This is a genomic window from Oceanibium sediminis (assembly GCF_003265325.1).
Classification (GTDB): Bacteria; Pseudomonadota; Alphaproteobacteria; order Rhodobacterales; family Rhodobacteraceae; genus Halovulum; species Halovulum sediminis.
The window spans coordinates 284,815-308,890 of the sequence record NZ_QGNX01000001.1; the positions used below are offsets into that span (position 1 = coordinate 284,815).

Consider the following 24,076-nt stretch of genomic DNA (forward strand, 5'->3'; position numbering starts at 1 on the left):
GGAAGGTTGCGGAGACTTCGATGGCCGGAAATATCCGATCGCCCCGCGCACCGCAAGCCTTCACAAAGCGCTCAGAACCTGAGGCCGGTGGCCTCCAACGCCTGTTCCAGCGCCGCCGGGGCGTGGAACACGTGCCCCTGCCAGCCCCGCGCCTCGGCCGCGGCGATATTGTCCGCGCGGTCATCGATGAAGAACAGTTGCGCGCCGGTCAGGCCACTGTCCTCCTCGACCATGCGGTAAATGTCCGGCCCCGGTTTCGTGACCCCCATATGCCCGGAGATGTAGGGACGATCGAACTCATGCAGGATGGGATAAACCGTCTGCGCCAGCGCGTAGGTCTGGATGCCGAAATTCGAAAGCGCGAAAACGGGCACGCCCGCCTTGCGCAACCGGCGCAGCAGGACCCAGCTGTCGTCTATCGCGGGGGAGGCCATGTCCAGCCAGTGATGATACCAGGCTTCGATCATCTCCCGGTCTTCGGGATGGTTTTCCGCGAGGGCAAAAACCGAGTCGCGAAAGTTCGCGCCGGCGTCAACACGTTCGTTCATGCCGTGCAGGTCCACCTCGGCGAACAGGCGCTTGCGCTCTGCCTCTCCGAAACGCGCGTCGTATTCCCGTTCGGGGTCCCAGGTGATCAGCACGTTTCCGATATCAAAGACGACGGCGTCAGGTCGGGGCATCCTCGGGGTGTTCCTTCATGGGGGTCAGGCTCTGGCTGAGGATCAGCAAGGGGTAAAGCGCGACCGGCGTCAACATCAGCAAGGCGGTGCCAAGTCCGAACAAATGGCCGAGAGAGCCGATCAGCGGCGGGGCGACCATGAAGGTCGTAAAGCCGACGAAGGCGACCGTGGCGATATTCTCGGCCTCGGACGGGCCGGGGACTTCCGAGGCGCGGCTCATCGACAGGGGGTAGATATTGGCGATGCCCGCCCCCAGCACAACGGCGGCGGGCAGGGCGAAGGCCACCGTCGGCGACAGGGCAAAGGCCATCGTTCCCAAGGCGGCAAGGATGCAGCTGACGCTCATGATCCGCGTCGTGCCGTGGCGGGTGATCAGACCGTCGCCAAGGAACCGGCTGACCGCCATCGTCAGCGAAAAGGCGGCATAGGTGGCCCCCGCCGCGAAGGGGCCGGTCCCCACCTCTCCGCGCAGGAAGAGGGCGGACCATTCCATCATCGCGCCCTCGAGCATCAGCGCCCCCATCGGCAGCACGCAAACCGCCAACAGCGCGCCCTTCGGCAGGGTCAGCCGCGGTGTTTCCTGGCTTCTCGTGCCCGGCTGATCGGGGGGCAGCGCGCTGGCCGCGAAATAGGCCAGCGCCGCGAAGATCGGGGCGAGCGTGAGTTGCTGCACCGCAAAGCTCAGGCCAAGCGCCGCCGCCGATCCGCCGAGGAGCGCGCCGCTCATGGACCCGAGGCTCCACGCGCCATGGCATCCCGCCATGATGCGGCGTTTGCTCATCCGCTCCAACTCGTTGGCCTTGGCGTTCATCGCCACCTCGATGGAGGCGATGCAAAGACCGGCAAGGAACAGCGCCGCCCCGAGTTCAAGGGCATTTCGCGCCAGCGCGGGCAGGATCAGAAGCGTGATGAATGCCGGGCCAACGGTGCGGCACAGGCGCCGGGCACCGTAGCGCGCCATCATTGCCGGGGCGCTGAAAAAGCCGATGCCGGTGCCCGCGGGCAGCATGAAGAAGCACAGCGACAGCGTGAACAGATCGACATCCAGCGCGGCTTTCACGTCGGGAATCCGCGGGAACCACAGCGCGATGCCGAGCGCATTCAACGCGAAAACCAGGCGGAGGGAGAATACGGAAGACATCTTTGGGGCCTTGTCCTGATCACTCGATTGGGGCGGCGTCGAGCGCGCCTGCGTCATGCTGCTCCCTAGCACTCCGGTGCAGACACAGGAAGCCGATTTCGGGCGCCGGCGGGGAAGGCTCCCGCGTGCGAGGCGGCGTTTGCTGGCGCAAACGACACCCGCACTTGGGCCCGGCCCGCGGACAAGTCCGCGGGTCCAGGTGCTGAGGGTTGATGGCCGGCTCCCCAGGCGGAAGGGATCGCGCGGGGTGGTTTCCGGGTGCGGCGATAGTCCTTTGGGGTTGGCGGGCGTTAGTTCTTGGGGTGGCGGGTGTTACGCTCCTCCCAGCGCCCAGCCGCTGATACTTCGGAAACCGCGCGTCTGGGTCCGCCAGAGTGCCTCCCTTCGGAACGCGCACCGGGTCTTCCAGACTGCGCCCCGAATCCATTTCCGGGGACCCGTCGGTTTCAGCATCACGGATTCGCCTGCGGGGAGTCCGACCCGCATCAGCGAACAACCGCTGTAACGCTACTGCACGACAAACTCTGCGTGGAGCGCCCCCGAGGTTTTTATGGCCTTCAGGATATCGATCATCTCGCGCGGGGAAACGCCCAGAGCATTGAGACCGTCGATCACCTCCGGCAGGGACACGCTGTCCTCCACCAGGGCGAGGCCGGGTGCATCGTCTTCCGCGATCTCGGCTTCGGTGCGCGGCAGGACGATCGTTTCCCCTATGCTGAAGGGATTGGGCTGAACCGCGACCGGCGTTTCCCGCACCCTCAGCGTCAGATTACCTTGCGTGACCGCGACCCGACTGATGCGCACGTCCGCGCCAAGGACAATGGTTCCCGAGCGCTGATCCACGACGACACGGGCCTTCTGGTCCGGGACAACCTCGATATTCTCGATCGCCGCGATCAGGCCCGGCAGGTCCGGGATCTTGCCCGCGTTGAGATCGAGCACGACAGTCCCGCTGTCGATCATTCTGGCGATGCGGCCCGGCATGCGCAGATTGATCGCGTCCTCGATCCGGGCGGCCGTGGTGAAATCCGGGGCGCGCAACGCAAGCCGCATTTCACGCAGATCATTGAGCGCGAAATCAATCTCCCGCTCGATCCGCGCACCTGATGGTATTTGCCCGGCGGTCGGAACCCCTTCAGTCACGGTCGCCGCCTCGCCCTGGGCAACAACGCCCCCGGCGATCACCGACCCCTGCGCCACCGCGTAAATGTTGCCATCGGCGGCGTTCAGCGGGGTCATGATCAATGTGCCCCCCAACAGGGAACTGGCGTCCCCGATCGTTGAGACATTCACGTCGATTTTCGATCCCGCTCGGCCGAATGGCGGCATCACGGCGGTCACCAGGACCGCGGCGACGTTTCGCGCGCGAAACTGTTCTCCGCTCACGTTGATTCCAAGGCGTTCCAAAAGGTTGACCATCGCCTCCTCCGTGAAGGGGGCATTCCTCAACCCATCGCCGGTGCCATTCAGCCCGACCACGAGTCCGTAACCCACAAGGTCGTTGCCGCGAACCCCGTCGAACTCGACCAGGTCCTTGATGCGTGCTTCCCCCGGAAGGACGGGGGCCGCCCAGAACAGAAGCGGCACGATCAACACGCAGAGGCGGGCGAAGGTCCTGATCATCTCAGCGCAGGAAATTGGTCAGGGAGAGGGAAGAAAGGCGGGATGTCACCGTGTAGAGCGATTGCAACTGCCCTTCCAGGTCCACGAAACGCGCAGCCGCTGTGAACTGGTCAACGCCGACAAGGTCATTCCTGCTTAGTTTCAGCGCATTCTGTTCGGAGAGGTTGCGATCCGAGGCATCGCCTATCTGTTGCTCTGCAACCCCGAGTGCCGCGCGCAGGTTCGTAATCTCATCCCGAACCGCGATCAGGTTGCCGGCGGCTTCCGAAAGATAGGCGTCCCGGGCGACCGGATCTCCGGAAAACGGGGCAGCATCCGAGGTGGCGACCAGGGTTACAGCCTTCAGCACGTCCCTCAGCGCGGCCGCATCGGCACGAGGAAGATAGGCGAGACGCGTCTCATCGCTGACCTGCGCCCCGGCTGCATCCACGTTTGAGCCACCGTAGATGTTTGTCTCAAATCCCCCGCCGGGGGCGAAATAGGCGTCCACCGCGCTCTGCGCGCTCGCCGGGTCAGGAGCCCCCGCGACAAGGGCCGCGATATCGGCTTTCAAGGTTTCCACATCCTGCAAGGACACACTGTCCTCCGCCGCCCCGGAAAACAGGGCGCGGCCAGCGAACTGGGTGTTCAACGCTCCGATGATGGTGCCCAGAACGACATCGGCCTCGGCAATGTAGGTAGAGCGGGCGATGGCATCGCCGGTATCGATCGCGCTCAGCAGGTTCAGGCCAAGGGCACCGCTTCCCTCCTCCACCAGACCGAGCGCCGTTTGGGCCGCTCCTGCGCGGGCTTGGGCCAACGAAAGATCCTTCACGTTCTGGTCGAGACGCTGCAGGGCAGCGTCGATGCCAAAAACCGGGGCAAGATTGCCCCCGGTCCGCGCGGCGATATCCGCCGACAAACCGGTCGTCGTTTCCTTCCCGGCGATATCGAGTTGCGCGCGCAGGCTGGTCGTTTGCGATTGAAGCCGGAGGCTCGCGGCGAGATCAGGATAGGGGGATGAGAACATGTCAGATCTCCAACAGGCGCTGAATCAGGTTGTCCACGGTGGACAACACGAAGGCATTGGCGGCATAGGATTTTTCGACCATCAGAAGCTTCTGCAGCTCGTTGTCGGTGTTGACGCCGGAGACCGCGATCTCCTCGCTTCGCAAGGCGGTGTTCAGGGCGGACGTATAGGCGACCCGGCCTTCGGCCTGCTGTTCACGCCCAGCCACCACGCTGGTGAGACTTGCGGCGAAGTCGGCAACGCCGCCGGATCCGGTGAAACCAAGCGACGGGTCCGGGGCCAGTCTTTGCCATGCGGCAGTGCTGAGGGTATCGAGCAGACGTCCATCCCCGCTGTCACCGGTTGTTGCAGCACCCAGGCCATCGCGCAACCGCCAGACCGCGCCGCCCTCCGCCGGATCGACCGCGGCATTGACACTCAGCCGGCCCGCGAGCCCCTCAATATCTACAGCAGAGAAAGCGCCGCCATTGTCGGTGAAAAGGCCGGGGTCGCCCACGGCGCGCGTGCCGTCGATGGCCGGATCCTGGAACCTGTTCACCAGGTCCGCGGCCAGTGCGTCCAGTTGATTGGCGAACTCGGGCATCGTGGTATCGCGCTGCACGAACAACGCCCCGAGCGAGCCTCCGTCAGCTTGCCCGCTGCCGTCGGGCGCGCCGACCGACAGGGGTTTGCCGTTCAGGGTCAGCCCGCTGAGCGCCCCGGAACCGAGCGTCATGTCCTGCGTGATGACAGGCTTGGCGGTAAAGCCCAGCGTCGCTGCGCGCCCATCGAGCAGCTGGGCGCCCCCGGCGGTATACAGTGCCACCTCGCCATTCGGGCGGGCCGAGCTACGGATCGGCAGGACAGAGGACACCTGATCGATCAGCGCCTTTCGTGCATCGATGAGCGCCGATGCGTCACCGCCGGAAATCGAAAGCATCTGGATTTCCCGGTTCAGCACGTCGATCGAGGCGAGGTTTTCGTTCACCTGCGCCACCTGCGTGGCGATTTCCGCGTCCGCATCCATGCGCACGCGCTGTGTTTCGGTGGACAGGGACGTCAGCGCATCGCCGTACCGCACGGCACTTGTCACCGCGTTGGACAGGCGCGTGGTGGAGCCCGGATCGTTCGCCGCCGCAAGTAGCGACGTTTCGAAACTTGCCGCGAGATCTGCGAGCGCGGTCCCTTCGCCGGGAACACCGAGGCTGCCGGCGATACGGCTCAGCCCGTCAAGCGCGACGTTCTGCGCCCCAAGCTCCGCGTCCGAGCGGCGGCGGTTGGCAACGGCCGCCGGATCCTGCATGAGCTGCACGCCCGAGACCGCAACACCTGCCCCGGAGCCGCCAGTGCTGAGGGCAGTCAGTTCGGCCACGCGGCGCGTGTAGCCGGGCGTCTGCGCGTTGGCGACATTGTTGGATATGAGTTCCGCCTCCAGCGAGCTGGTATTCAACCCGCTGAGGGCATTCGACAGTGCTGTAGAAAGGCTCATCTCTCATGGCTCCCATATTGACCCGTGTCCATCCCCGGGATCAGGGGGTTATCGCTTCAGATTGGTGGTTTCCTGGAGCATCTCATCGACGGTCTGGATGATCTTCGCGTTGGATGAATATGCCCGCTGGGTTTCGATCAGCTGCGTCAGTTCGGCTGCGATATCCGCGGTAGACTCTTCCCGCGCGAAGGCGATCATGCCGCCGGTCGGGCCGTCACCGGCATCCCAGAAGAACACGGACCCGCTATCGGCCGAGATCGAGAACGCCTGCGAATCCTCTGCCGCCAGCCCGTTGAGGTTCGGCACGTCGGCCACCGGCACCTGGTACAGGACCCGCGTGAACCCGCTGTCATAGGCCGCGATCACGAAGCCATCGGGGTCCACCGACACGCCCGTCAGCGACCCGACCGCCGCGCCATTTGCCGTGACACCGGCAGGCGCGAACTCAGCGGAAAGCTGGGTGAGAACGGCAGAGGAACCGAGGGCGCCGATTTCCATCTCTATCGGGCCGCTTGCGACACTGAAGGTCGCGACCCCGGTGACGCCATCGTAGGTGCCTGTCGTGGGCGTCACGCTCAGCACTTCGCCCCCGTTGCCGGCGGTATCGTCGAATTCAATCGTGTACTCGCCCACCACCGCACCGCCCTGCGCCTCGTCCGTGATTACCAGTGTCCACTGGTTGGACTGGCCCACGCCGGGAATCGTCGGGGTGAAGGTGGAGACAAGCGTCTGCGAGGCGCCAACATTGTCGAAGTATTCCGTCGAGATCTGCAGCGGCGCGCCGCTTGCCCCGGCTTGGGTAGCCGATGCGGGCAGGTTCGCGCCGAGGCGGATCTCCGTCGTGGCGGAGGCGGAGAACTGATTGCGGTTGACCTGTACCGGCTCAAGCCCCGCACCGCTGTCGCGGGGTTGCACTGGAATGTTCCCGTCGGCATCCGCGGGCCAGCCCATCAGGACCAGGCCGCTTTCCGTCACCAGGTAGCCATCCTGGTTCGGCCGGAACGACCCGGTGGAGGTCAGAAGCAAAGGATAATTGGCGTCCGGCGTGTCGAGATCCGCGATCCCGGTTACGGGCAGCATTCCGCGCCCGCCGATGGCGATATCGGTGGGATTCTGCGTGGGCACCAGCGAACCGCGCGAATCAACTTCCCGAAAGGTGTTTACCTGCACGCCACCGGCGGAATAGGTCCCTTCCCGCTGGGTAATGACGATGGAAGAGAAGTCCACATCGGCGCGCTTGTACCCGTAGGTACCTGAATTCGCGATATTATCAGAGATCGTTGCGAGCCTGGTGGCATTGGTCGACAATCCGCTGACGCCGGCATTCATAGACGAAGAAATACTCATGCAGTGTCCTTTCCGACAAGCTGGACCGCGCGTTCCCGGGCCCTTTCGAAGCCTTTCTCGCAGCCCGGCCTTAACAGGGCGCTAAAGCTAAAAATCGTTCTACTCCTGCGCCGCATCGGCCCGGTCCCGGCTGCGCAGCAGGATGATTTCCGTCCGGCGGTTGCGGATGTCACGGGGGTCGGCGTAGGCGGGGGCGCGATCCGCTTCGCCGGCGACGCGCGCGAAACGCAGCGCCGACACTTCCGATTGCGCCAGCAGGTCGCGGATCACCATGGCCCGCTCGGAACTTACCCGCCAGCCGGGGGCCCCCGGCCGCGCCAGGGAGTCCTGTTCCAGGTGCCCATCCACGGCGATGGCGTTTTCCACCATGTTGAGCACCTTGCCGATCATGCCGATCAGCGCCACGAGCCGCTCTGTCGGGGCGTTCCCCTCGGCGGTGAACAGCGGCGCGTCGGCCAGGTCCGCCACCTCGATCACCAGTCCTTCATCGGTGCGGCGCAGGCGCACGTGCTGCAACAGGCGGTCGGCGATGGCGCTTTCGCCGCGTTGCGCCAGAAGCGCTTCCGCCAACCCGTCCAGCGCCTGCTCCTCGGCGGTCGAGGGGTCGACGCCAGTCTGGCCCTTGGACTGACGCTCGATAGAGGGGCGTTCCAGAGTCGCGCCGGTGCCGGTCTGCGACATCGTCATCTCGGACGCGGCGGAGGTGCCCCCGAACGGCCCGTCGCCCCCGCCGGAGGTGCGATGCACCGGGATCGAGGGGCTGAAATAGTCCGCCAGCCCCTTGCGCTGATCCTCCGTCGTCGCATTCAGCAGCCACATCAGCAGAAAGAACGCCATCATGGCGGTCACGAAATCCGCGTAGGCGACTTTCCAGGCGCCCCCATGGTGTGGCGCCGCCTTGATGATCTTTCGCCGAATGATGATCGGACGCAGCTCTTCCTCGGCCATGAGGCCTCCTTCGTTCCCGTGCCTGCCCGGGGGCAGAGCACCACTTCACCCGCGCACAGTCCTAAGGCAGCGAGTGTTAACGAACCCTCATGGGCGGGCGGCAGGGCGGGGGAATAATGCGCAGGATTTTAGGGATATGTCGCGAATGCGGCGCCAGAGTTAACGGTTTCTCAAGCCGATGCTGACAGGAAGGGGTCGCAACGCAATCTCCGAGGGGCCGGAATGACCGAGGACACCGCTGTCCTGCCACGAAAACTGAGCAGCCGCCGCGTCGGCCGCTCTCCGCTGCCCGACCTTGAACTGATCGGGGAGAATTTCGGCCGCATCCTTGAGGATGACCTGAGGCCGATCCTGAAGACCACCATCGGCGCGCTGATCCTCGATTGCGAGATCACGAAGCTTGCCGACGTGCTGGAACGCATTCCCGTCCCCTCGATGCTGGGGGTGGTGGAAACCGACAGCACGGACAGGATGGCGCTGATCAACATCGGCTCGGAACTGGTGTATCATATCGTCGATATGCGCATGGGCGGCGATCCCACGACCGCGCCGCCGGTGACGACCCGCAGCTTCACCGCGATCGACGCGCAGCTTTGCATGGACGTGTTCGACGCGGTCCTGCGCAGTTTCGCGACGGCGGTGGTGGAAAGCCTTGGCGTGCCGCTGGAAACGTCGTTTCGCGTCGCCGGTCACAAGCAGGACATCAACACCGTCAGGATCGCGCCGAAGTCGGCGGATGTCATGCTGATCAGCGCCAGCCTGGACATCGGGGAAGCGGCGCGGTCCGGGGATTTCGACCTGATCATGCCGCTGTCGATCCTTGACGTGCTGCGCGCGGCGCTGATGCAGACCTCTGTCACGGATCATGTCGCACCGAACGACCTGTGGCTGTTGCAGATGCGCAAATGCGCCGCCGAGGCGGAAGTGCCGCTGCATGGCATCCTGCACCGCAAAAGCCTTCCGCTGGCCGAGATCGAGGCGCTGGAGGTCGGGCACGTCCTGCGCCTGCCCCGCTCGGCGTTGTCCCAGGTCAGCCTGGTACAGGCGATGGGAACGGAACACGAAGCGCCGCTCGCCACCGGCCGGCTGGGCGCATACGAGGGTGAGAAGGTTGTCAAACTGACCGACCCGCCCGCCGCCAGGATCACGGATGACCTGACGCGCCTGCTGCGCCTGCCGGACGAGTGACGCGGCGGTGGGGGTCAGCCGTACAACATATGCTGTAGGCGGTTTCGCCGTGACAGCGCGCGTTGATTGCCGGGCTGTTCCTGCGGCGGGGCGGCGGGCTGGCGGGCCGCAGGAACAGCCCTTTGCCTCGCCGCGCGACCCTACAGGCGGGTCAGTTGCCGTGAACGCTTTGCCAGGCCGGTTTAACGTCGCCGTCTTCGGGGCGTGCAAGATAGACCGCCCGCGCCACTGCACGGGCAAGCACGGTGGCCGCGGCGTGGCCGATCATCGCGATATCCTGCATGTCGCCCGGGCCCCGCGCGCCTGTCGAAACCGCGAAAACCAGGTCCCCATCCATCGGCGTGTGGGAGGGAGCGATGGCCCGCGCCAGCCCGTCCTGCGCGCTCGTCGCAAGGCGCGTCGCGCCGGCCTTGTCCAGGGCGGCGTTCGTCGCGACGATGGCGATCGTCGTGTTCGCGCGCGCATCGCCCCGCCCGTAGGACTTGAGATCCGCCGCACCCAGCGGACGCGGCCGCGCCCCGGGCATGGGCAGGCCGCCGAATTCCGCCCCCTGCTCCCAGGGCGCGGCCCAGAACGCCCCGGAGTCCGGCAGCGTCGCGCAGCCGATCGGGTTCACCACGACCAGCGCGCCGACCGTCACCCCGTTTTCCAGCACCACGGATGCGGACCCGAGCCCGCCCTTGTAGCGCGCTGTCAACGCGCCGGCCCCCCCGCCCGCGGTGCCCAGATCGAAGTCCTCGCCTGCCGCCGCCAGCGCAGCCCGCCCCAGCGCCGGATAGGGGTTGGCGTCCCAGCCCTTGTCACCGCCGTTCAGCAGGTCGAAAATGATCGCCGCCGGAACGATCGGCACCAGCGCGTCATGCACCGCGAACCCCCGGCCCGCCGCGCGCAATCCGTCCATCACCCCCGAGGCCGCGTCGAGCCCGAATGCCGAGCCCCCGGCGAGCACCAGCGCATCCACCGCGGGAACGCTCTTGTCTGGGGCCAGAAGCTCCGTCTCGCGGGTGCCGGGCGCACCGCCCCGGATATCCACGCCCGCCACGAAGGGGGCGTCGGCGGTCAGCACCGTGACACCGGACTTCAGACCCGGGTCGGAGGCGTTGCCCACCTTCAGCCCCGGCACATCGGTGATCAGGTTGCGCGGCCCCGGTCCGATCATGGTGCTCGCTCGGGGGGCGTCGTCAGATGCACCGCCCACCGTCGACCTCCATCGCGACACCGGTGATCATCGAGGCTTCGTCCGAGCACAGGAACGCCGCCGCGTGGCCCAGGTCCTCGGGGCGGGAAAACCGGCCGAGCGGGATCGTGGACAGGAACTTCGCGCGCATTTCCGGCGTATCCTCGCCCATGAAGGACTTCAGCAACGGCGTCTCGCCCGCGACCGGGTTCAGCGCGTTGACCCGGATGCCGAAGGGCGCCAGCTCCACCGCCATCGCCCGCGTCGCCGTAATCACCCAGCCCTTGGAGGCGTTGTACCAGTTCAGGTTCGGGCGCGGGCTGACCCCCGCAGTCGAGGCCATGTTCAGGAAAACCCCCTGCCCGGCCGCCTTCATCTTCGGCACGATATGGCGCGCGGACAGGTAGACCGACTTCACGTTGACGGCCATGACGCGGTCGAACTCGGCTTCCTCCACCTCCTCCATCGGTTTCGGCAGATGGGTGATCCCGGCGTTGTTCACCATGATGTCTATGCGCCCCCAGGCGTCCATCGCGGCATCGCTCAGCGCGCCCATGCTCGCACTGTCCGAAACGTCCACGGTCTGCGCCAGCGCGCCGTGGCGCTCGGCCATGTCGCGCGCCGCTTCGCCGTTGATGTCGGCGATCATGACGCGCGCGCCCTCGGCCAGGAACGTCTCCACGATGCCCGCCCCGAAGCCCGAGGCGCCCCCGGTCACGATCGCTGTCTTGTCTTTCAGGCGCATTACCGGCCCTCCCCCATTTTCAGTCGTGGCGCACGGCCACGGTTTTCAGCGTGGTGAAGCCGTAGAGCGCTTCGAACCCCTTCTCGCGGCCATGGCCGGACTTGCCGATGCCCCCGAAGGGCAGTTCAACGCCGCCCCCCGCGCCATAGTTGTTGACGAAGACCTGCCCAGCGCGCAGGTCGCGCGCCAGCCGGAACTGCCGCGCCCCGTTCGCGGTCCAGACCCCGGCGACCAGCCCGTAATCGGTGCCGTTGGCGATCTCGACCGCCTCGGCCTCCGTCTCGAAGGGCAGCAGGACCTGCACCGGGCCGAAGATCTCGTCCCGTGCGATACGGTCGCCCGGCGCCGCGCCAGCCACCAGCGCGGGGGCGACATAGTGGCCGCCGGGCGGCAGCTCGCCCAGCTCGGGCCGCGCCAGGATTTGCTCGGCGGGCAAGGCGTCGAGGAACCCCGCCACGATCGCCTTCTGACGCGCCGACACCAGCGGCCCCACGTCCAGATCCTCCACCGCCGGGCCGATACGCAGGGCGCGGTAGGCCTCGGCCATCCGCGTGGCGACCTCGTCGAAGATCTCCCGCTGGACAAGGATCCGGCTGGCGGCCGAGCAGGTCTGCCCGGCGTTCTGCACCCCCGGCCCGACAAGGAAGGGCAGCGCCGCCTCCAGGTCGCAATCGGCGAAGACAAGCTGCGGGCTCTTGCCGCCAAGCTCCAGCGTCACCGGAACGATGTTCTTGCCCGCCGCCGCCTGGATCAGCGCCCCCGTCGGCACCGAGCCCGTGAACGAGATGTGATGCACCCGCGGATGCCCCGCCAGCGCCGCGCCCGCCTCGGCTCCAAGCCCGGTCACCACGTTCAGCGCCCCGACAGGCAGCCCCGCGTCCCGCGCGATCCGCGCGAAGGCAAGGGCGGTCAGGCAGGCCTCCTCGGCCGGCTTCAGCACACAGGCGTTGCCCGCCGCCAGCGCCGCCCCGACGGAGCGGCCAAGGATCTGCATCGGGTAGTTCCAGGGGATGATGTGCCCCGTGACCCCATGCGGTTCGCGCAGGGTGTAAACGGTGTAGCCCGCCTGGAACGGGATCGTCTGCCCGGTCAGCTTGTCCGCCGCCCCGCCATAGAATTCCATGTAGCGCGCCAGCGCGAGCGCATCGGCGCGCGCCTGCTTCAGCGGCTTTCCCACGTCGCGCGCTTCGAGCAGCGCCAGCATCTCGACCTCGGCCGCCACCGCCTGGCCGATCCGCGCCAGGATCCGGCCCCGCTCCGCCGCGCTCATCCGGCCCCACTCTCCGGCCAGCGCCGCCTCGGCCGCGCTGACGGCGGCGTCGATGTCCGCCGCACCGCCGCGCGCGATGCGCGCGATCTCTTCCCCGGTTGACGGGTCCTGCACCGCCAGCGTCTCGTCCGCGGTGACCCAAGCCTCCCCGATCAGCATCTCCGCGCTGTCGAACGTCGTTATCGCGTGCATCCCCATCCCTCCAAAGTCCCTCAAATATCCCCGCCGGAGGCATCGGCGCCAGCCCCGGCCACCGTTTCCGGCAAATGCGGCGCCGCCGCCAGCAACGTGCGGGTGTAGGCGTGCTGCGGCGCACGGAACACCGCCTCGGTCTCGCCCACCTCCACGATCCGGCCCGATTGCATGACGAGCACACGGTCAGTGATCCGCCGCACCACGTGCAGATCGTGCGAGATGAACAGGTACGACAGCTTGTACGCCTTGCCGAGGTCCGCCAGCAGGTCCAGAATCCGCGCCCGAACCCGCACATCCAGTGCCGAGACCGCCTCGTCCAGCACGATCAGCGCCGGCTTGATGATCAGCGCCCGCGCGATCGCCAGCCGCTGGCGCTGCCCGCCGGAAAATTCATGCGCGTATTTCTCCGCATCCCCCGACGACAGGCCCACCGCCTCCAGCGCCTCGTCGATGGCGCGGCGGCGGTCGGCGCCCGTGGGCGGCGAGTCCAGCAGATGGAACGGCTCGCTGATCAGGCGCGAGACCTTGTGCCGCGGATTGAACGAGCCATAGGGATCCTGGAAGACAACCTGCATCCGCGCCCGCACCGCCCCCGGCACGCCCTGCGCGGCATCTATCCGGTCGCCGGCCAGGCGGATCTCTCCGCCCTGCAGGGGTTCCAGCCCCAGGATCGCGCGGGTCAGCGTGGACTTCCCGCATCCGCTTTCCCCAACCAAGCCCAGGCTTTCGCCGTCATGCAGGGTGAAGCTGACATCGTCCACCGCCACCTTGGGCGGGTGATGCCCGAACAGGCCACGGCGCGCGCCCGGATAGGTGCGCCGCGCGCCGCGCACCTCCAGCAGCGGCGCGGGGGCGACCTCGGCAACGCGGTCGGGCTGGTGCCCCGAGGCGGCGAACAGCGCGCGCGTATAGGGGTGGCTTTGCGTGGCGAAAACCTCGTCCGTCGGCCCGGCTTCGACCACGCGGCCGGTCTGCATGATCGCCACGTCATCGGCGATGTCCGAGACGACGGCCAGGTCGTGGGTGATGAACAGCGCCGCCATGCCGTCCTCGTCCACCAGCCGCCGGATCAGCTTCAGGATCTGCGCCTGCGTGGTGACGTCCAGCGCCGTCGTCGGCTCATCCGCGATCAGCAGCTTCGGCCCGCAGGCCACAGCCATCGCGATCACCACCCGTTGCCGCTGCCCGCCTGACAGTTCGTGCGGATAGCGCGTCAGCGGGAACTCGGGTTCCGGCAGGCCGACCCGGTCCAGCACGGCGCGGGCCTCGGCCTCGGCGGCGCGGCGCGACAGGGCCTTGTGCAGCACCAGCGTCTCGGCGATCTGGGCGCCGATGGTTTGAAGCGGGTTCAGCGCCGTCATCGGTTCCTGGAACACCATGCCCACCATGTCGCCGCGCAGCGCGCACATGCGCGATTCGCTGGCGGTGACCGTGTCCGTGCCCGCCAGCAGGATCTTCCCCGACAGGACCGAGCCCCGTGGCAGCAGGCGGGTGACGGAAAAGGCCGTCATCGTCTTGCCCGACCCGCTTTCCCCGATCAGCCCCAGGATGCGCCCCGGCTCCAGGCTGAGCGACACGTCCCGAAGGATCTGGATGCCATGCATCGACAGCGACAGCCTTTCGATCGACAGAAGACTCATGCGCGCCGCTTTCTCAGGCGCGGGTCAAGCACGTCGCGCAGCCCGTCGCCCATCAGGTTCAGTCCCAGCACCATGATCACGATCGACAGCCCCGGCACCAGCGCCAGGTGCGGCGCGAAACTGATCATCGTCTGGCTTTCCGCCAGCATCCGCCCCCAGCTTGGTGTCGGGGGCTGCGCGCCGAGCCCGACATAGCTGAGCGCCGCTTCCGAGATAATGCCGAAGGAAAACTGGATCGTGCCCTGCACGATCACCGTGTTGGCGATATTGGGCAGGATATGCTCGGCGCTGATCCTGAGGCGCCCCTTGCCCGCCACCTGCGCTGCCAGGATGAACTCGCGCGACCACAGGGCCAGCGCCGCGCCGCGCGTCACGCGGGCAAAGACGGGGATGTTGAAGATCCCGATCGCGATGATCGCATTCAGCGCCGACGGACCGAAGACCGCCGTGATCAGGATCGCGATCAGCAGCGCGGGAAAGGCGAAGACAAGGTCGTTGCTGCGCATGATCACCTCGTCGATCAGCCCGCCCCGCCGCGCCGCCGCCGTCAGGCCCAGCGGAATGCCCAGCACCATGCCGATGCCCACCGCCACCACCGCCACCGCGATGGAGACGCGCGCCCCGACCATGACCATCGACACCATGTCGCGCCCGAAGTGGTCGGTACCGAGCGGATACGCCCCGCCCGGCGGTTTCAGGCGGTTGGCGATATCCACCGCCGTCACGTCGCCCGGCGTCCACAGGAAGGAAATCAGCGCCGCCGCCGTGAAGATCGCGGCGATCAACCCGCCAAGGACCAGCCCGCGCATCAGCGCCCCCGCCTGAGGCGCGGATCGACCGCGGCATAAGCCAGGTCGACCAGGAACGTCACCAGAATCACCGCGAAGACCAGCAGCATGACCACGCTTTCCACCACGATCAGGTCACGTTGCGTGATCGCCTGGAAGATCAGCCGGCCAAGGCCGGGAAGGAAGAAGACATTCTCGATGATGATCGCTCCGGCCAGCAGGAAGGAAAATTGCAGCCCGATGATGGTCAGCACCGGGATCATCGCATTACGCAGGGCGTGGCGACGCAGCGCCTGGCCGCGGGTCAGCCCCTTGGCGCGGGCGGTGCGCACGAAATCCTCGTGCAGCGTGTCGATCAGGGCCGAGCGCATGACCCGCGCCAGCACCGAGGCCTGCGGCAGCGCCAGCGCGATTGCCGGCAGCGTCAGCGCCTTCAGCCCGGCGAGTAGTCCCCCCTCCCAGCCCGGGAACCCGCCGGCGGTGAACCAGCCCAGGTTGATCGCGAAGATCACCACCAGCATCATCGCGAACCAGAAGTTCGGCACCGCGATGCCAAGCTGCGTCAGCCCCATGATTCCCGTGTCCAGCACCCCGCCCCGGTTGGAGGCGGCAAGGATGCCCACCGGAAACGCCACGAACGTTGACAGCGCCAGCGCGTAAAGGGTCAGCGGAAGGGAAATCCATAACCGCTCGCCCACCATCTCGGCCACCGGGGTGCGATAGGTGTAGGAGGTGCCGAAATCCCCCGCCAGCATCCCCGTGATCCAGCCGACGTAGCGCTCCGCCATGCCCTGGTCCAGGCCAAGCTCGCTGCGCAGCGCGGCCAGCGTGTCCTCGGAGGCGTTCATCCCCAGCATGTAGGCGGCGGGATCGCCGGGAATGACCTCGATCGCGAAGAAGATCACGAGACTGGCGGCCGCCAGCGAAACGATCATGGAAAGCGCGCGCTTCAGCGCGAAGGTCAACATACGCGGGCGCTCCGATACCTGCTGCTTCGGCAACTTAGAAAACTGCGCGAAAAATGACCAGTGCCGATGGACCCGGCTAATGATTTGGAAACCCGGGCAAAATACTAGGAGGTCGGGGCAATCAACTGAAAGGGGTCCAAATGTCTGGCTGGAGCTTGAGTCGCCGTATCGGCCTGAATACAGCAATCGTCTTGGCGTTGCTGGTCTTACTTGCGGCGATCTCGCTTATTTCGAGCGCCGGGAATCAGGGGCGCTTCGCGGAATACCGCGGCCTCTCCGACGCGAATGTGGCGATGAACGGCGGGATCGAGGACTTGCTCGAAGCACGCCTCGCCGTCTTTGCCTACCGGACCGACCCGACTGAAGAGCGGGCCAGCTTCGTCATGGAAAACCTGGACGAATTGCTTGCGACGGAGGACATGATCCAAACCTTCGATTCCTCCCGCACCGTCGATACGCAGGCGCTTATCGCCGCGCTCGAGGATACGGCGCGCTACCGCGCCGGTTTCCAGCGGATCACCGAACTGGCGCCGCAGATCAGCGCCGCCACCGCGAAGGTGCAATCCGAAGGGCTGGAAGCGAAGGATATCCTGAACAGCGTCATGAGGACCGCTCACAACACCGGCAACGCGGACGGCGCGCAGTTTGCCGCGCTAGCCACACAGGAATTGTTGTCGGGCCGGCTTCTGACGGAACGCTACCTGCGCACCAACGCCCCCGAACACCTTGAGGAGGCGTCGGCCTCCCTCACGGCGGCGGCCGCGCACCTGGACGACCTCGGCGCTGCGGTTCGCACCGCGACCCAGGTCGGCCGCGTGGAAGAGGTGACCAATCTGCTGACCGCCTACCAGGCGGCGATGCAATCCGCTGCCGATCTGATCCAGGAGCGGAACGGAATCGAGGACGGGGTTCTCGACCTTGTCGGGCCACCGGTCCAGGAAACCTTTGAAACGGCGATCGACGCACTGGTCGCCCGCACCGAAACCCTCGGCGTAACCAGCGTCGCCGCCGCGCGCCAGAGCACGATGCTCACCATCGCTATCGCTGTAATCGCGGTGCTGCTCGGCGCAGGATCGGCGATCATGTTCGGGCGCTCGGCGGTGAACAGCGTGCGCGACCTGTCCGAAGCCATGGCTAAACTCGCCGACGGCACGCTCGACATCGAGATCGCGGGCACCCAGCACAAGACCGAAATGGGCCGCATGGCCCGCGCGCTGGAGGTTTTCCGCGAAAACGCGCGGCATGTGCGCGACCTGTCGGAAGAAAAGGCCGCCAGCGACGCGCGCGCCGCGGCGGAGCGCCAGGCGACCATGCAGCGCCTTCAGGACGCCTTCGGCAGCGTCGTCGACGCGGCCGTGGCCGGCGATTTCAGTCGGCGCGTCGAAACCGACATGAGCGACCCGGAACTGAACGCGCTGGCGCGATCGATCAACACCCTGATCGAAACGGTCGATCTGGGCGTCGGCGCCACCCGCGGAGCGCTGGCCAAGCTGGCCACGGGCAACCTGACCGCCCGCATGGAAGGTCAGTTCAGGGGCGCTTTCGCCGACCTGCAAAGCGGGCTGAACAACACCGCCACGAACCTGTCCGAACTGGTCGAACAGATCTCGGAGACCAGCCTCGCGGTGCAGGAAAACGCGACGGAAATCACCTCCACCGCCGCGACCCTTGCCGGACGCTCGGAAAACCAGGCCGCTTCGCTGGAAGAAACCAGCGCCACCATGGAGGAAATGTCCACGAGCACGAAGTCCAACGCCGAAACGGCGGCGGAGGCGAGCAGCTTCGCCAAGGGGGCGTCGGACATGGCCGACAAGACCTCCGGCGTCGCGACGGAGACCGTGGCCGCGATGACCGCCATCGAAACCGGCGCGGAAGAAATCGCGAGCATCGTGTCCGTCATCGACAGCATCGCGTTCCAGACCAACCTGCTGGCCCTGAATGCCGCCGTCGAGGCCGCACGCGCCGGGGAAGCCGGCAAGGGCTTCGCCGTCGTCGCTGCCGAGGTGCGCACCCTCGCCCAGCGCGCCTCCGAAAGCGCGAGGGACATTCGCGGTCTGATCGAGAACTCCTCCCAGCAGGTGCGCCATGGCGTCGGCCTCGTGCAGCAGATGGGCGGCGCGCTCGAGGAAATCGTCTCCTCCATCCGGCAGATGACGCAATCGATGGCGGCGATCACCTCCGCAAGCCAGGAACAGGCCCTCGGGCTCAGCGACATCACACAATCGATCAGCGCGCTGGACCGGATCACGCAGGAAAACGCGGCGATGGCGGATCGCAACACCTCCACCGCGCAGACGCTCACCGAACGCTCTAACACGCTGCGCCAGCTGATCGCGAACTTCGAGACCGGGGCGACTCATCAGGTTGCCGCCCCCCAGGCTGCCTAGGGAAGCCGCCGGGTGGTGCCGGGCCGCGGATCTGCCCCCGCGGCCCGGCACAGGACCCAAAGGAAAGCCCCGGTGCCTGCACACCGGGGCTTCCCATCAAGTCGGACTTAATCGGCGCGGGTCACCCCGCCCGGTTCATTCGGTCCAGCGCACGCCCGTAAGATCGGTGGCCTGCGTCGGCGAGTTTTCCCAAAGCCCCTCGATCCGGGCATCCGCCACGCCGGTCTTGGCGAGCTGGAACAGAAAGGCGTTCACGTAATGGGAGGAAATCCGCTCCTGCATGGCTTTCAGCACTTCGGCGCGATCGTCGGGATCGGTCATGGACTCGAGCCCCGCGTTCATCGCCCGCATCACCGGGTCATCGTACTGGAAGTAGTAATCGGGGCGCGCATAGATACCGATGTCCATCGGCTCGGTATGGCTGACGATGGTCAGCCCGAAGTCCTTGCCGCGGAACACCTGCTCAAGCCACTGCGCCCATTCCAGGTTGCTGATCTCGGTCTCGATCCCGACGGCGCGCAGCTGTGCGGCGATGATTTCTCCCCCGCGCCGCGCGTAGGACGGCGGCGGCAGCTTCAGCGTCGTGGTGAAGCCGTCGGCGTAACCCGCCTCGGCCAGCAGCGCCTTCGCCTTTTCCGGATCATAGGCGGAATAGCCGGTCAGATCGACATAGGCGGGGTTATGCGGCGCGAAATGGGTGCCAATCGGCGTGCCGTAGCCGAACATCGCCCCATCGATGATGGCCTGGCGGTCGATGGCATGGGCGATCGCCTCGCGCACCCGCTGGTCGGTGAAGGGCTCGACCGCGTTGTTGATCGCAAGGATCGTCTCCCCCTCGGTGGAGCCGACGATCACCTTGAAACGGGGATCCGCCTCGAACTGGGTCAGGTTCTCGGGCGCGGGGAACACGGGGAAGGCATCGATATCGCCCGCCATCATGGCGGCAAAGGCCGCCGTCGGGTCGGAGATGAACTTGAAGGTCGCCTGCTCAAGCGCCACCGGCTCACCCCAGTAGTCGTCGTTGCGCACCAGTTCTACCCGGTCGCCCTGCACCCAGTCCGAGAACTTGAACGGCCCGGTCCCGACCGGCGTCGTCTCGAGCGTTTCCACATCGCTTTCGTCCACGATGATCGCATCGCCCCAGGCCAGGTTGAACAACAGGGCGCCATTGGGCCGTTCGAGCGTGATCTCCACCGTGGTGTCGTCAATCGCCGTCACCTCGTCGATGGCGGCGAACAGCGCCTTCTGCGCGTTGGTCGATTCCGGCCCCCGCGCGCGGTTCAGGCTGAAGGCGACGTCCTCGGCGGTGAACTCCGCGCCGTCATGGAACTTCACTCCGGACCGCAGGGTAAAGGTGTAGCTCAGCCCGTCGTCCGAGATCACCCAGCTTTCGGCCAGCCCGGGGTGGATCGAGCCGTCCGCATGGAACCGCGTCAAGCCTTCGTAGACATTGGCATAGACCACCTCGTCGATCGCCGCGGCCGCGGCGGACGTCGGGTCCAGGTGCGGCGGCTCAAGCTGCATTCCCAGCGTCAGGCTGGTCTGCTGGGCCATCGCGCCGCCAGCAATCAGCGCCAGGACAGCGCTCGTCACAAGGTGTCTCATTTTGGTGATCTCCCAGTTGCTACATTCTTTTCCGTGGACAACAGGTCCAGCAGCGCCAGCGCCATGACCTGCGCGGACTGCACCATATCGTCGATCCCGACCCATTCGTCCGGCTGGTGGGCGAGATCCAGGATCCCCGGCCCGTAGGCGATACAGTTCTTCATCCGGCCGATCCGGTCGATGTGCTTCTGATCGTAGGTTCCGGGTGACACCACGTAAACCGGATCCTTGTCCAGCACCGTGCCGATGGCCCGGCTGACCGCAGTCACCACGGGCGCATCGCGGTCGGTCATCGTCGGAATCACTTCGTGCATGTCATTGATATCGTAGCTGAACCCAGGCCGGCGGGCCTTGACCCCTTCCAGCATATGTGTGAACTCCGCCTTCACCTCGGCCAGGTTCTCTTCGATCAGGAAACGCCGGTCGATGATCATGCGGCAGCTGTCCGCGACCACGGGGGCGGGAAAGCCGGTGAAATCCGCGGGCAGTTCGTCCTGCCCGCCATGGATCGAGTTGATGTTGAGCGTGGATTGCTTCGCGCCCTCGGGCACAACCGGCATGTCGGTGCGCTTTTCGGCCAGCGCGGGATAGAAACGCTCCTCCATCTCCGTCAGCACGGCGCCCATGTGGCGGATCGCGCTGTCGCCCAGGAACGGCATCGAGCCATGGCCGATCCGCCCGTGCGTCTCCACCTCTGCCCACCAGACGCCGCGATGGCCAAGGCAGATACGATCCTTGTTCAGCGGCTCGGGGATGATCACGTGCTGCACACGCTCGGGCGCGAAATACCCCTTCTCGGCCAGGAAGGCGACGCCGCCGTAGCCGCCCGTCTCCTCGTCCGCGGTGCCCGAAATCTCGATCGCGCCGGCAAATCCGGGCACGAGGTCCACGAACACCTCCGCCGCCACGACGGAGGCGGCAAGCCCGCCCTTCATGTCGCACGCACCCCGGCCATAGACCCGGCCATCACGGATCAGCCCCTCGAACGGGTCAACGGTCCAGCCCTGCCCCACCTCGACCACGTCGATATGAGAGTTGAAGTGCACGCAAGGGCCCGCCTCGTCCCCCTCCCGCCGGGCGACCAGGTTCCAGCGGGGATAGCGGTCACTGTCGCCCAGCGCCCCCTCGGCCCGCAGCAACTCGCACGCGAAACCGCGCGGCGAAAGCCGGTCGGACAGGAATTCGCAAATCTCGCGATAATAGCGGCCCGGCGGGTTCAGCGTGGGGATCCGGATAAGGTCGCGGGTCAGCGCCGCCACCTCGTCCCGGCGCGCGGCCACTTCCTCCAACAATCGCTCGGCCAGATCCATGGCGCGCATCCTTCTGCCAGCGTTTGCACTCTGTCAAACATTTCCTTTCTCACTTCATCGCGTTATCTGGTCGGACACGCAAGCAAGACGGAGCATTAGCGTCATGTCGCTCTCAGAAATCCAGTCCCGCATCGCCAAGGCCGAGGCAGCGGCCGGACGCAGCCCCGGCAGTACGCAACTCATCGCCATTTCCAAGGTGCAGCCGAACGAGCGCGTGAAAGCCGTCCTCGACCAGGGCCACCGCCTGTTCGGGGAAAACCGCGTGCAGGAAGCCGCCTCGAAATGGCCCGCATTCCGCGAAAGCTACCCCGACACGAAGGTCCACCTCGTCGGGCCGCTGCAAAGCAACAAGGTAAAACAGGCCCTCGACCTGTTCGACGCCATCCACACCCTCGACCGCAAGAAACTCGCCACCAGGATCGCGTCCGAGGTGCAAAGCCGCGGCGCCGCCCCCGAACTCTTCATTCAGGTCAACACCGGCGAGGAACCCCAGAAAGCAGGCGTCCCCCCGTCCGAGGTCGACGCCTTCGTCGCCACCTGCCGCGGCCTCGACCTGCCGATCACCGGGCTGATGTGCATCCCCCCGATCGACGAAACCCCCAGCCTTCACTTCGCGCTGCTGGCGAAATTCGCCGAACGCAACGGGCTCAAGGGCCTCTCCATGGGCATGAGCGCGGATTTCGAGGAAGCCATCGCGCTGGGCGCAACCCACGTGCGCGTCGGCTCCGCCATCTTCGGCGCACGCACCCCCGCCTGACCTTCCAAAGTCCGTAAATATCCCGGGGTTTGGGGCAGCGCCCCAATCGCCCGAAGGGCTCATGGGAATGCACGCGCAAGCGCGCTCCGCAGGATCAGCGGACCACCAGCCGGTCGCCGATCCGCAACCGGTTCACGATCCACAACAGGTCAGGCTTCGAAAACGCAACGCAGCCTTCCGTGGGCACCCGCGGCCCGCGCCAGACATGGACGAAGATCGCGGAACCGCGCCCCTTCTGCGCCACGGGCCAGTTCCAGTCCGTCAACAGGATCACGTCGTAAAGCGGGTCCGCCCTGCGCAGGGTCTCATGGCCGAAGGGATGCCCCGCAGCACCGGGCAGGTACTGGTTGTAGGCCGGGTCGCGCGGATCGTCCGACCAGCGGTCGAAGGCCCCGATCGGCAGCGCCCAGTCCGGCAGGGCCGCACGCGCCACCCGATCCGGACGGTAGAGCAGCCCAACCAACGCGTGGCTGCCGCGGGGCGTTGCGCCGTCCCCCTCGCGCTTGCGCCCGGTGATGCCGCCGCGCCCGATGGAACAGGGCAGGGTGCGGCCGCGAAACCGCGCGCCCCAGCGCGTCACGGACAGGTCGCCGCGCCGCGCGCCGCCGCTCACAGCAGGTGGCCCGACTTCGCCGCTTTCGTGGCCAGGTAGTCCGCGTTTTCCCGCGTGTGCCCCGCCTTCAGGGGCACCCGCTCCGTGACGGTGACGCCGTTGGCCTCCATCCGCTCCACCTTGGCGGGGTTGTTGGTCATCAGCCGGACCGAGGTGATCCCCATCGCCTTCAGCATTTCGGCCCCGATTCGGAAATCGCGCTCGTCGTCCTCGAACCCCAGCCGGTGGTTCGCCTCGACCGTATCGAAGCCCTGGTCCTGCAGAGCGTAGGCGCGCATCTTGTTGGCAAGGCCGATGCCGCGCCCCTCCTGGTTGAGATAGAGCAGCACGCCCGCCCCCTCGGCCCCGATCTGCTCCAATGCTGCTGCTAATTGCTGGCCGCAGTCGCATTTGAGCGAGCCGATCACATCGCCAGTGAAACAGGCCGAATGCAGACGGGCGAGCACCGGGCCGGGCCGTTTCGGCGCGCCGATTTCCACGGCGTAATGCTCTTCCCCGCCATCCTCTGGGCGGAACACGCGCACCCGGCCCGCGCTGTGCACGGCCAGGGGCACCCGCGCCGCGGCCACCTCACCCAGACCGAATTCCGCGCCGGCCAGGTCCGCGATGTCCAGCGTCGTCAGGCCGTGTTGCGCAGCCAGCGCGGCGGCGTCCGCGTGGGGCAGCACAAGCGCCGCGGGCAGCAGGTGCGCGGTCTTCACCAGCCGGATCGCGGCGCGGTGCAGGTCCGCGCCACCCCCGCGGCGGGACTGGAACGGCCCCTTCATCGGATGCGCCAGGTCGCTCGCCGGATCGGCGACCGACCGGATCCAGGCGCAATCCGCGTCCCCGGGCACCACGATCCGGGCCAGGTCGTCGTCATAGGCCTGCGCGTGCAGGGTTTCCGCCCGCCGGCGGGTGATTGCCAGTTCGGGCTGCCCAAGCGCACGCAGATCCGCCAGCCGCGCGGGGCTCGCCGCCTCTGCCGCCTGTATCAGCGCGCCGCCATCGGGGCCGCACAGCACGACCACCGCCCCGATCCGCAGATCTGCGCGGGCGCGCGCGACTCGCTCTGCCGTTGTCAGAAAAAGCGCCAAGGGCTCGCCTCTCCATGATCCGTAGATGCCCTGTGCTCGCATCCCCGTGATGCGATCCTTCAAAGCATTTCAGCCCTATACCCCCCACGGCAGCAAATTGAAACAAACCAGGGGCCGTCACACACGTGCGCGTGAACCGCG

The 24,076-nt window shown here is 66.7% G+C and carries 20 protein-coding genes; 3 read left to right on the forward strand and 17 right to left on the reverse strand.

All coding sequences use genetic code 11. The features are described from left to right. Positions 1-71: 71 nt before the first annotated feature. The 7 genes from DJ029_RS01435 to DJ029_RS01465 all read right to left on the reverse strand — a co-directional run bounded on the left by DJ029_RS01435 (position 72) and on the right by DJ029_RS01465 (position 8,216). A complete protein-coding gene (locus DJ029_RS01435) occupies positions 72-680 on the reverse strand; it encodes an HAD family hydrolase (RefSeq protein ID WP_112320544.1) in 609 nt (202 codons plus the stop codon). Further along, on the reverse strand, positions 667-1,821 hold the full coding sequence (locus DJ029_RS01440) for an MFS transporter (RefSeq protein WP_157966225.1): 1,155 nt from the start codon (positions 1,819-1,821) through the stop codon (positions 667-669). Before DJ029_RS01440 ends, DJ029_RS01435 begins: the two co-directional genes overlap by 14 nt. 507 nt (positions 1,822-2,328) lie before the next feature. Further along, positions 2,329-3,444, reverse strand: coding sequence for a flagellar basal body P-ring protein FlgI (locus DJ029_RS01445; protein ID WP_112320546.1), 1,116 nt, complete (start codon positions 3,442-3,444; stop codon positions 2,329-2,331). A gap of 1 nt (position 3,445) precedes the next feature. Continuing rightward, on the reverse strand, positions 3,446-4,453 hold the full coding sequence (locus DJ029_RS01450) for a flagellin (protein ID WP_112320547.1): 1,008 nt from the start codon (positions 4,451-4,453) through the stop codon (positions 3,446-3,448). A 1-nt stretch (position 4,454) separates the two neighbouring features. Continuing rightward, positions 4,455-5,921 (reverse strand): flagellar hook-associated protein FlgK, encoded by a 1,467-nt coding sequence (gene flgK, locus DJ029_RS01455; RefSeq protein WP_112320548.1) that lies wholly within the window; start codon positions 5,919-5,921, stop codon positions 4,455-4,457. 48 nt (positions 5,922-5,969) lie between these two features. After that, complete coding sequence (locus DJ029_RS01460) at positions 5,970-7,268, reverse strand: flagellar hook protein FlgE (protein ID WP_112320549.1); 1,299 nt, start codon at positions 7,266-7,268, stop codon at positions 5,970-5,972. A 99-nt stretch (positions 7,269-7,367) separates the two neighbouring features. After that, positions 7,368-8,216 carry a flagellar motor protein MotB gene (locus DJ029_RS01465; protein ID WP_112320550.1) on the reverse strand — a complete coding sequence of 283 codons (849 nt, stop codon included), beginning with the start codon at positions 8,214-8,216 and terminating at the stop codon, positions 7,368-7,370. A gap of 222 nt (positions 8,217-8,438) precedes the next feature. Between DJ029_RS01465 and DJ029_RS01470 the strand changes: the two genes are divergently transcribed. After that, entirely contained in the window at positions 8,439-9,404 is a 966-nt protein-coding gene (locus DJ029_RS01470) for a FliM/FliN family flagellar motor switch protein (protein ID WP_112320551.1), read from the forward strand. Positions 9,405-9,555: 151 nt separating this feature from the next. On the opposite strand, the gene DJ029_RS01475 is transcribed toward DJ029_RS01470, so the two are convergent. Genes DJ029_RS01475 through DJ029_RS01500 form a run of 6 tightly spaced genes read right to left on the reverse strand, consistent with a single transcriptional unit; the run spans position 9,556 to position 16,187 of the window. Next, positions 9,556-10,563 carry a P1 family peptidase gene (locus DJ029_RS01475; protein ID WP_370445226.1) on the reverse strand — a complete coding sequence of 336 codons (1,008 nt, stop codon included), beginning with the start codon at positions 10,561-10,563 and terminating at the stop codon, positions 9,556-9,558. Between the two features lie 22 nt (positions 10,564-10,585). Next, complete coding sequence (locus DJ029_RS01480; protein ID WP_112320552.1) at positions 10,586-11,326, reverse strand: SDR family oxidoreductase; 741 nt, start codon at positions 11,324-11,326, stop codon at positions 10,586-10,588. 19 nt (positions 11,327-11,345) lie between these two features. Continuing rightward, complete coding sequence (locus DJ029_RS01485; protein WP_112320553.1) at positions 11,346-12,788, reverse strand: aldehyde dehydrogenase family protein; 1,443 nt, start codon at positions 12,786-12,788, stop codon at positions 11,346-11,348. A gap of 20 nt (positions 12,789-12,808) precedes the next feature. Next, positions 12,809-14,431, reverse strand: coding sequence for an ABC transporter ATP-binding protein (locus DJ029_RS01490; RefSeq protein ID WP_112320554.1), 1,623 nt, complete (start codon positions 14,429-14,431; stop codon positions 12,809-12,811). Then, on the reverse strand, positions 14,428-15,243 hold the full coding sequence (locus tag DJ029_RS01495) for an ABC transporter permease (RefSeq protein WP_112320555.1): 816 nt from the start codon (positions 15,241-15,243) through the stop codon (positions 14,428-14,430). The genes DJ029_RS01490 and DJ029_RS01495 overlap by 4 nt, the downstream gene beginning before the upstream one ends. Continuing rightward, a complete protein-coding gene (locus tag DJ029_RS01500) occupies positions 15,240-16,187 on the reverse strand; it encodes an ABC transporter permease (RefSeq protein ID WP_112320556.1) in 948 nt (315 codons plus the stop codon). The genes DJ029_RS01495 and DJ029_RS01500 overlap by 4 nt, the downstream gene beginning before the upstream one ends. A 140-nt stretch (positions 16,188-16,327) precedes the next feature. On the opposite strand from DJ029_RS01500, the gene DJ029_RS01505 reads away from it, so the two are divergent. After that, complete coding sequence (locus tag DJ029_RS01505) at positions 16,328-18,574, forward strand: methyl-accepting chemotaxis protein (RefSeq protein WP_112320557.1); 2,247 nt, start codon at positions 16,328-16,330, stop codon at positions 18,572-18,574. Between the two features lie 135 nt (positions 18,575-18,709). On the opposite strand, the gene DJ029_RS01510 is transcribed toward DJ029_RS01505, so the two are convergent. Further along, complete coding sequence (locus DJ029_RS01510; protein ID WP_198671023.1) at positions 18,710-20,179, reverse strand: ABC transporter substrate-binding protein; 1,470 nt, start codon at positions 20,177-20,179, stop codon at positions 18,710-18,712. After that, complete coding sequence (locus DJ029_RS01515) at positions 20,176-21,489, reverse strand: acetylornithine deacetylase/succinyl-diaminopimelate desuccinylase family protein (protein WP_112321300.1); 1,314 nt, start codon at positions 21,487-21,489, stop codon at positions 20,176-20,178. The genes DJ029_RS01510 and DJ029_RS01515 overlap by 4 nt, the downstream gene beginning before the upstream one ends. 103 nt (positions 21,490-21,592) lie before the next feature. On the opposite strand from DJ029_RS01515, the gene DJ029_RS01520 reads away from it, so the two are divergent. Next, positions 21,593-22,246, forward strand: coding sequence for a YggS family pyridoxal phosphate-dependent enzyme (locus tag DJ029_RS01520; protein WP_112320558.1), 654 nt, complete (start codon positions 21,593-21,595; stop codon positions 22,244-22,246). Positions 22,247-22,340: 94 nt separating this feature from the next. On the opposite strand, the gene DJ029_RS01525 is transcribed toward DJ029_RS01520, so the two are convergent. Beyond that, on the reverse strand, positions 22,341-22,859 hold the full coding sequence (locus tag DJ029_RS01525) for a L,D-transpeptidase family protein (RefSeq protein WP_112320559.1): 519 nt from the start codon (positions 22,857-22,859) through the stop codon (positions 22,341-22,343). Further along, positions 22,856-23,935, reverse strand: coding sequence for a GTP cyclohydrolase II (gene ribA, locus DJ029_RS01530; protein WP_232822930.1), 1,080 nt, complete (start codon positions 23,933-23,935; stop codon positions 22,856-22,858). The genes DJ029_RS01525 and ribA overlap by 4 nt, the downstream gene beginning before the upstream one ends. Positions 23,936-24,076: the final 141 nt, after the last annotated feature.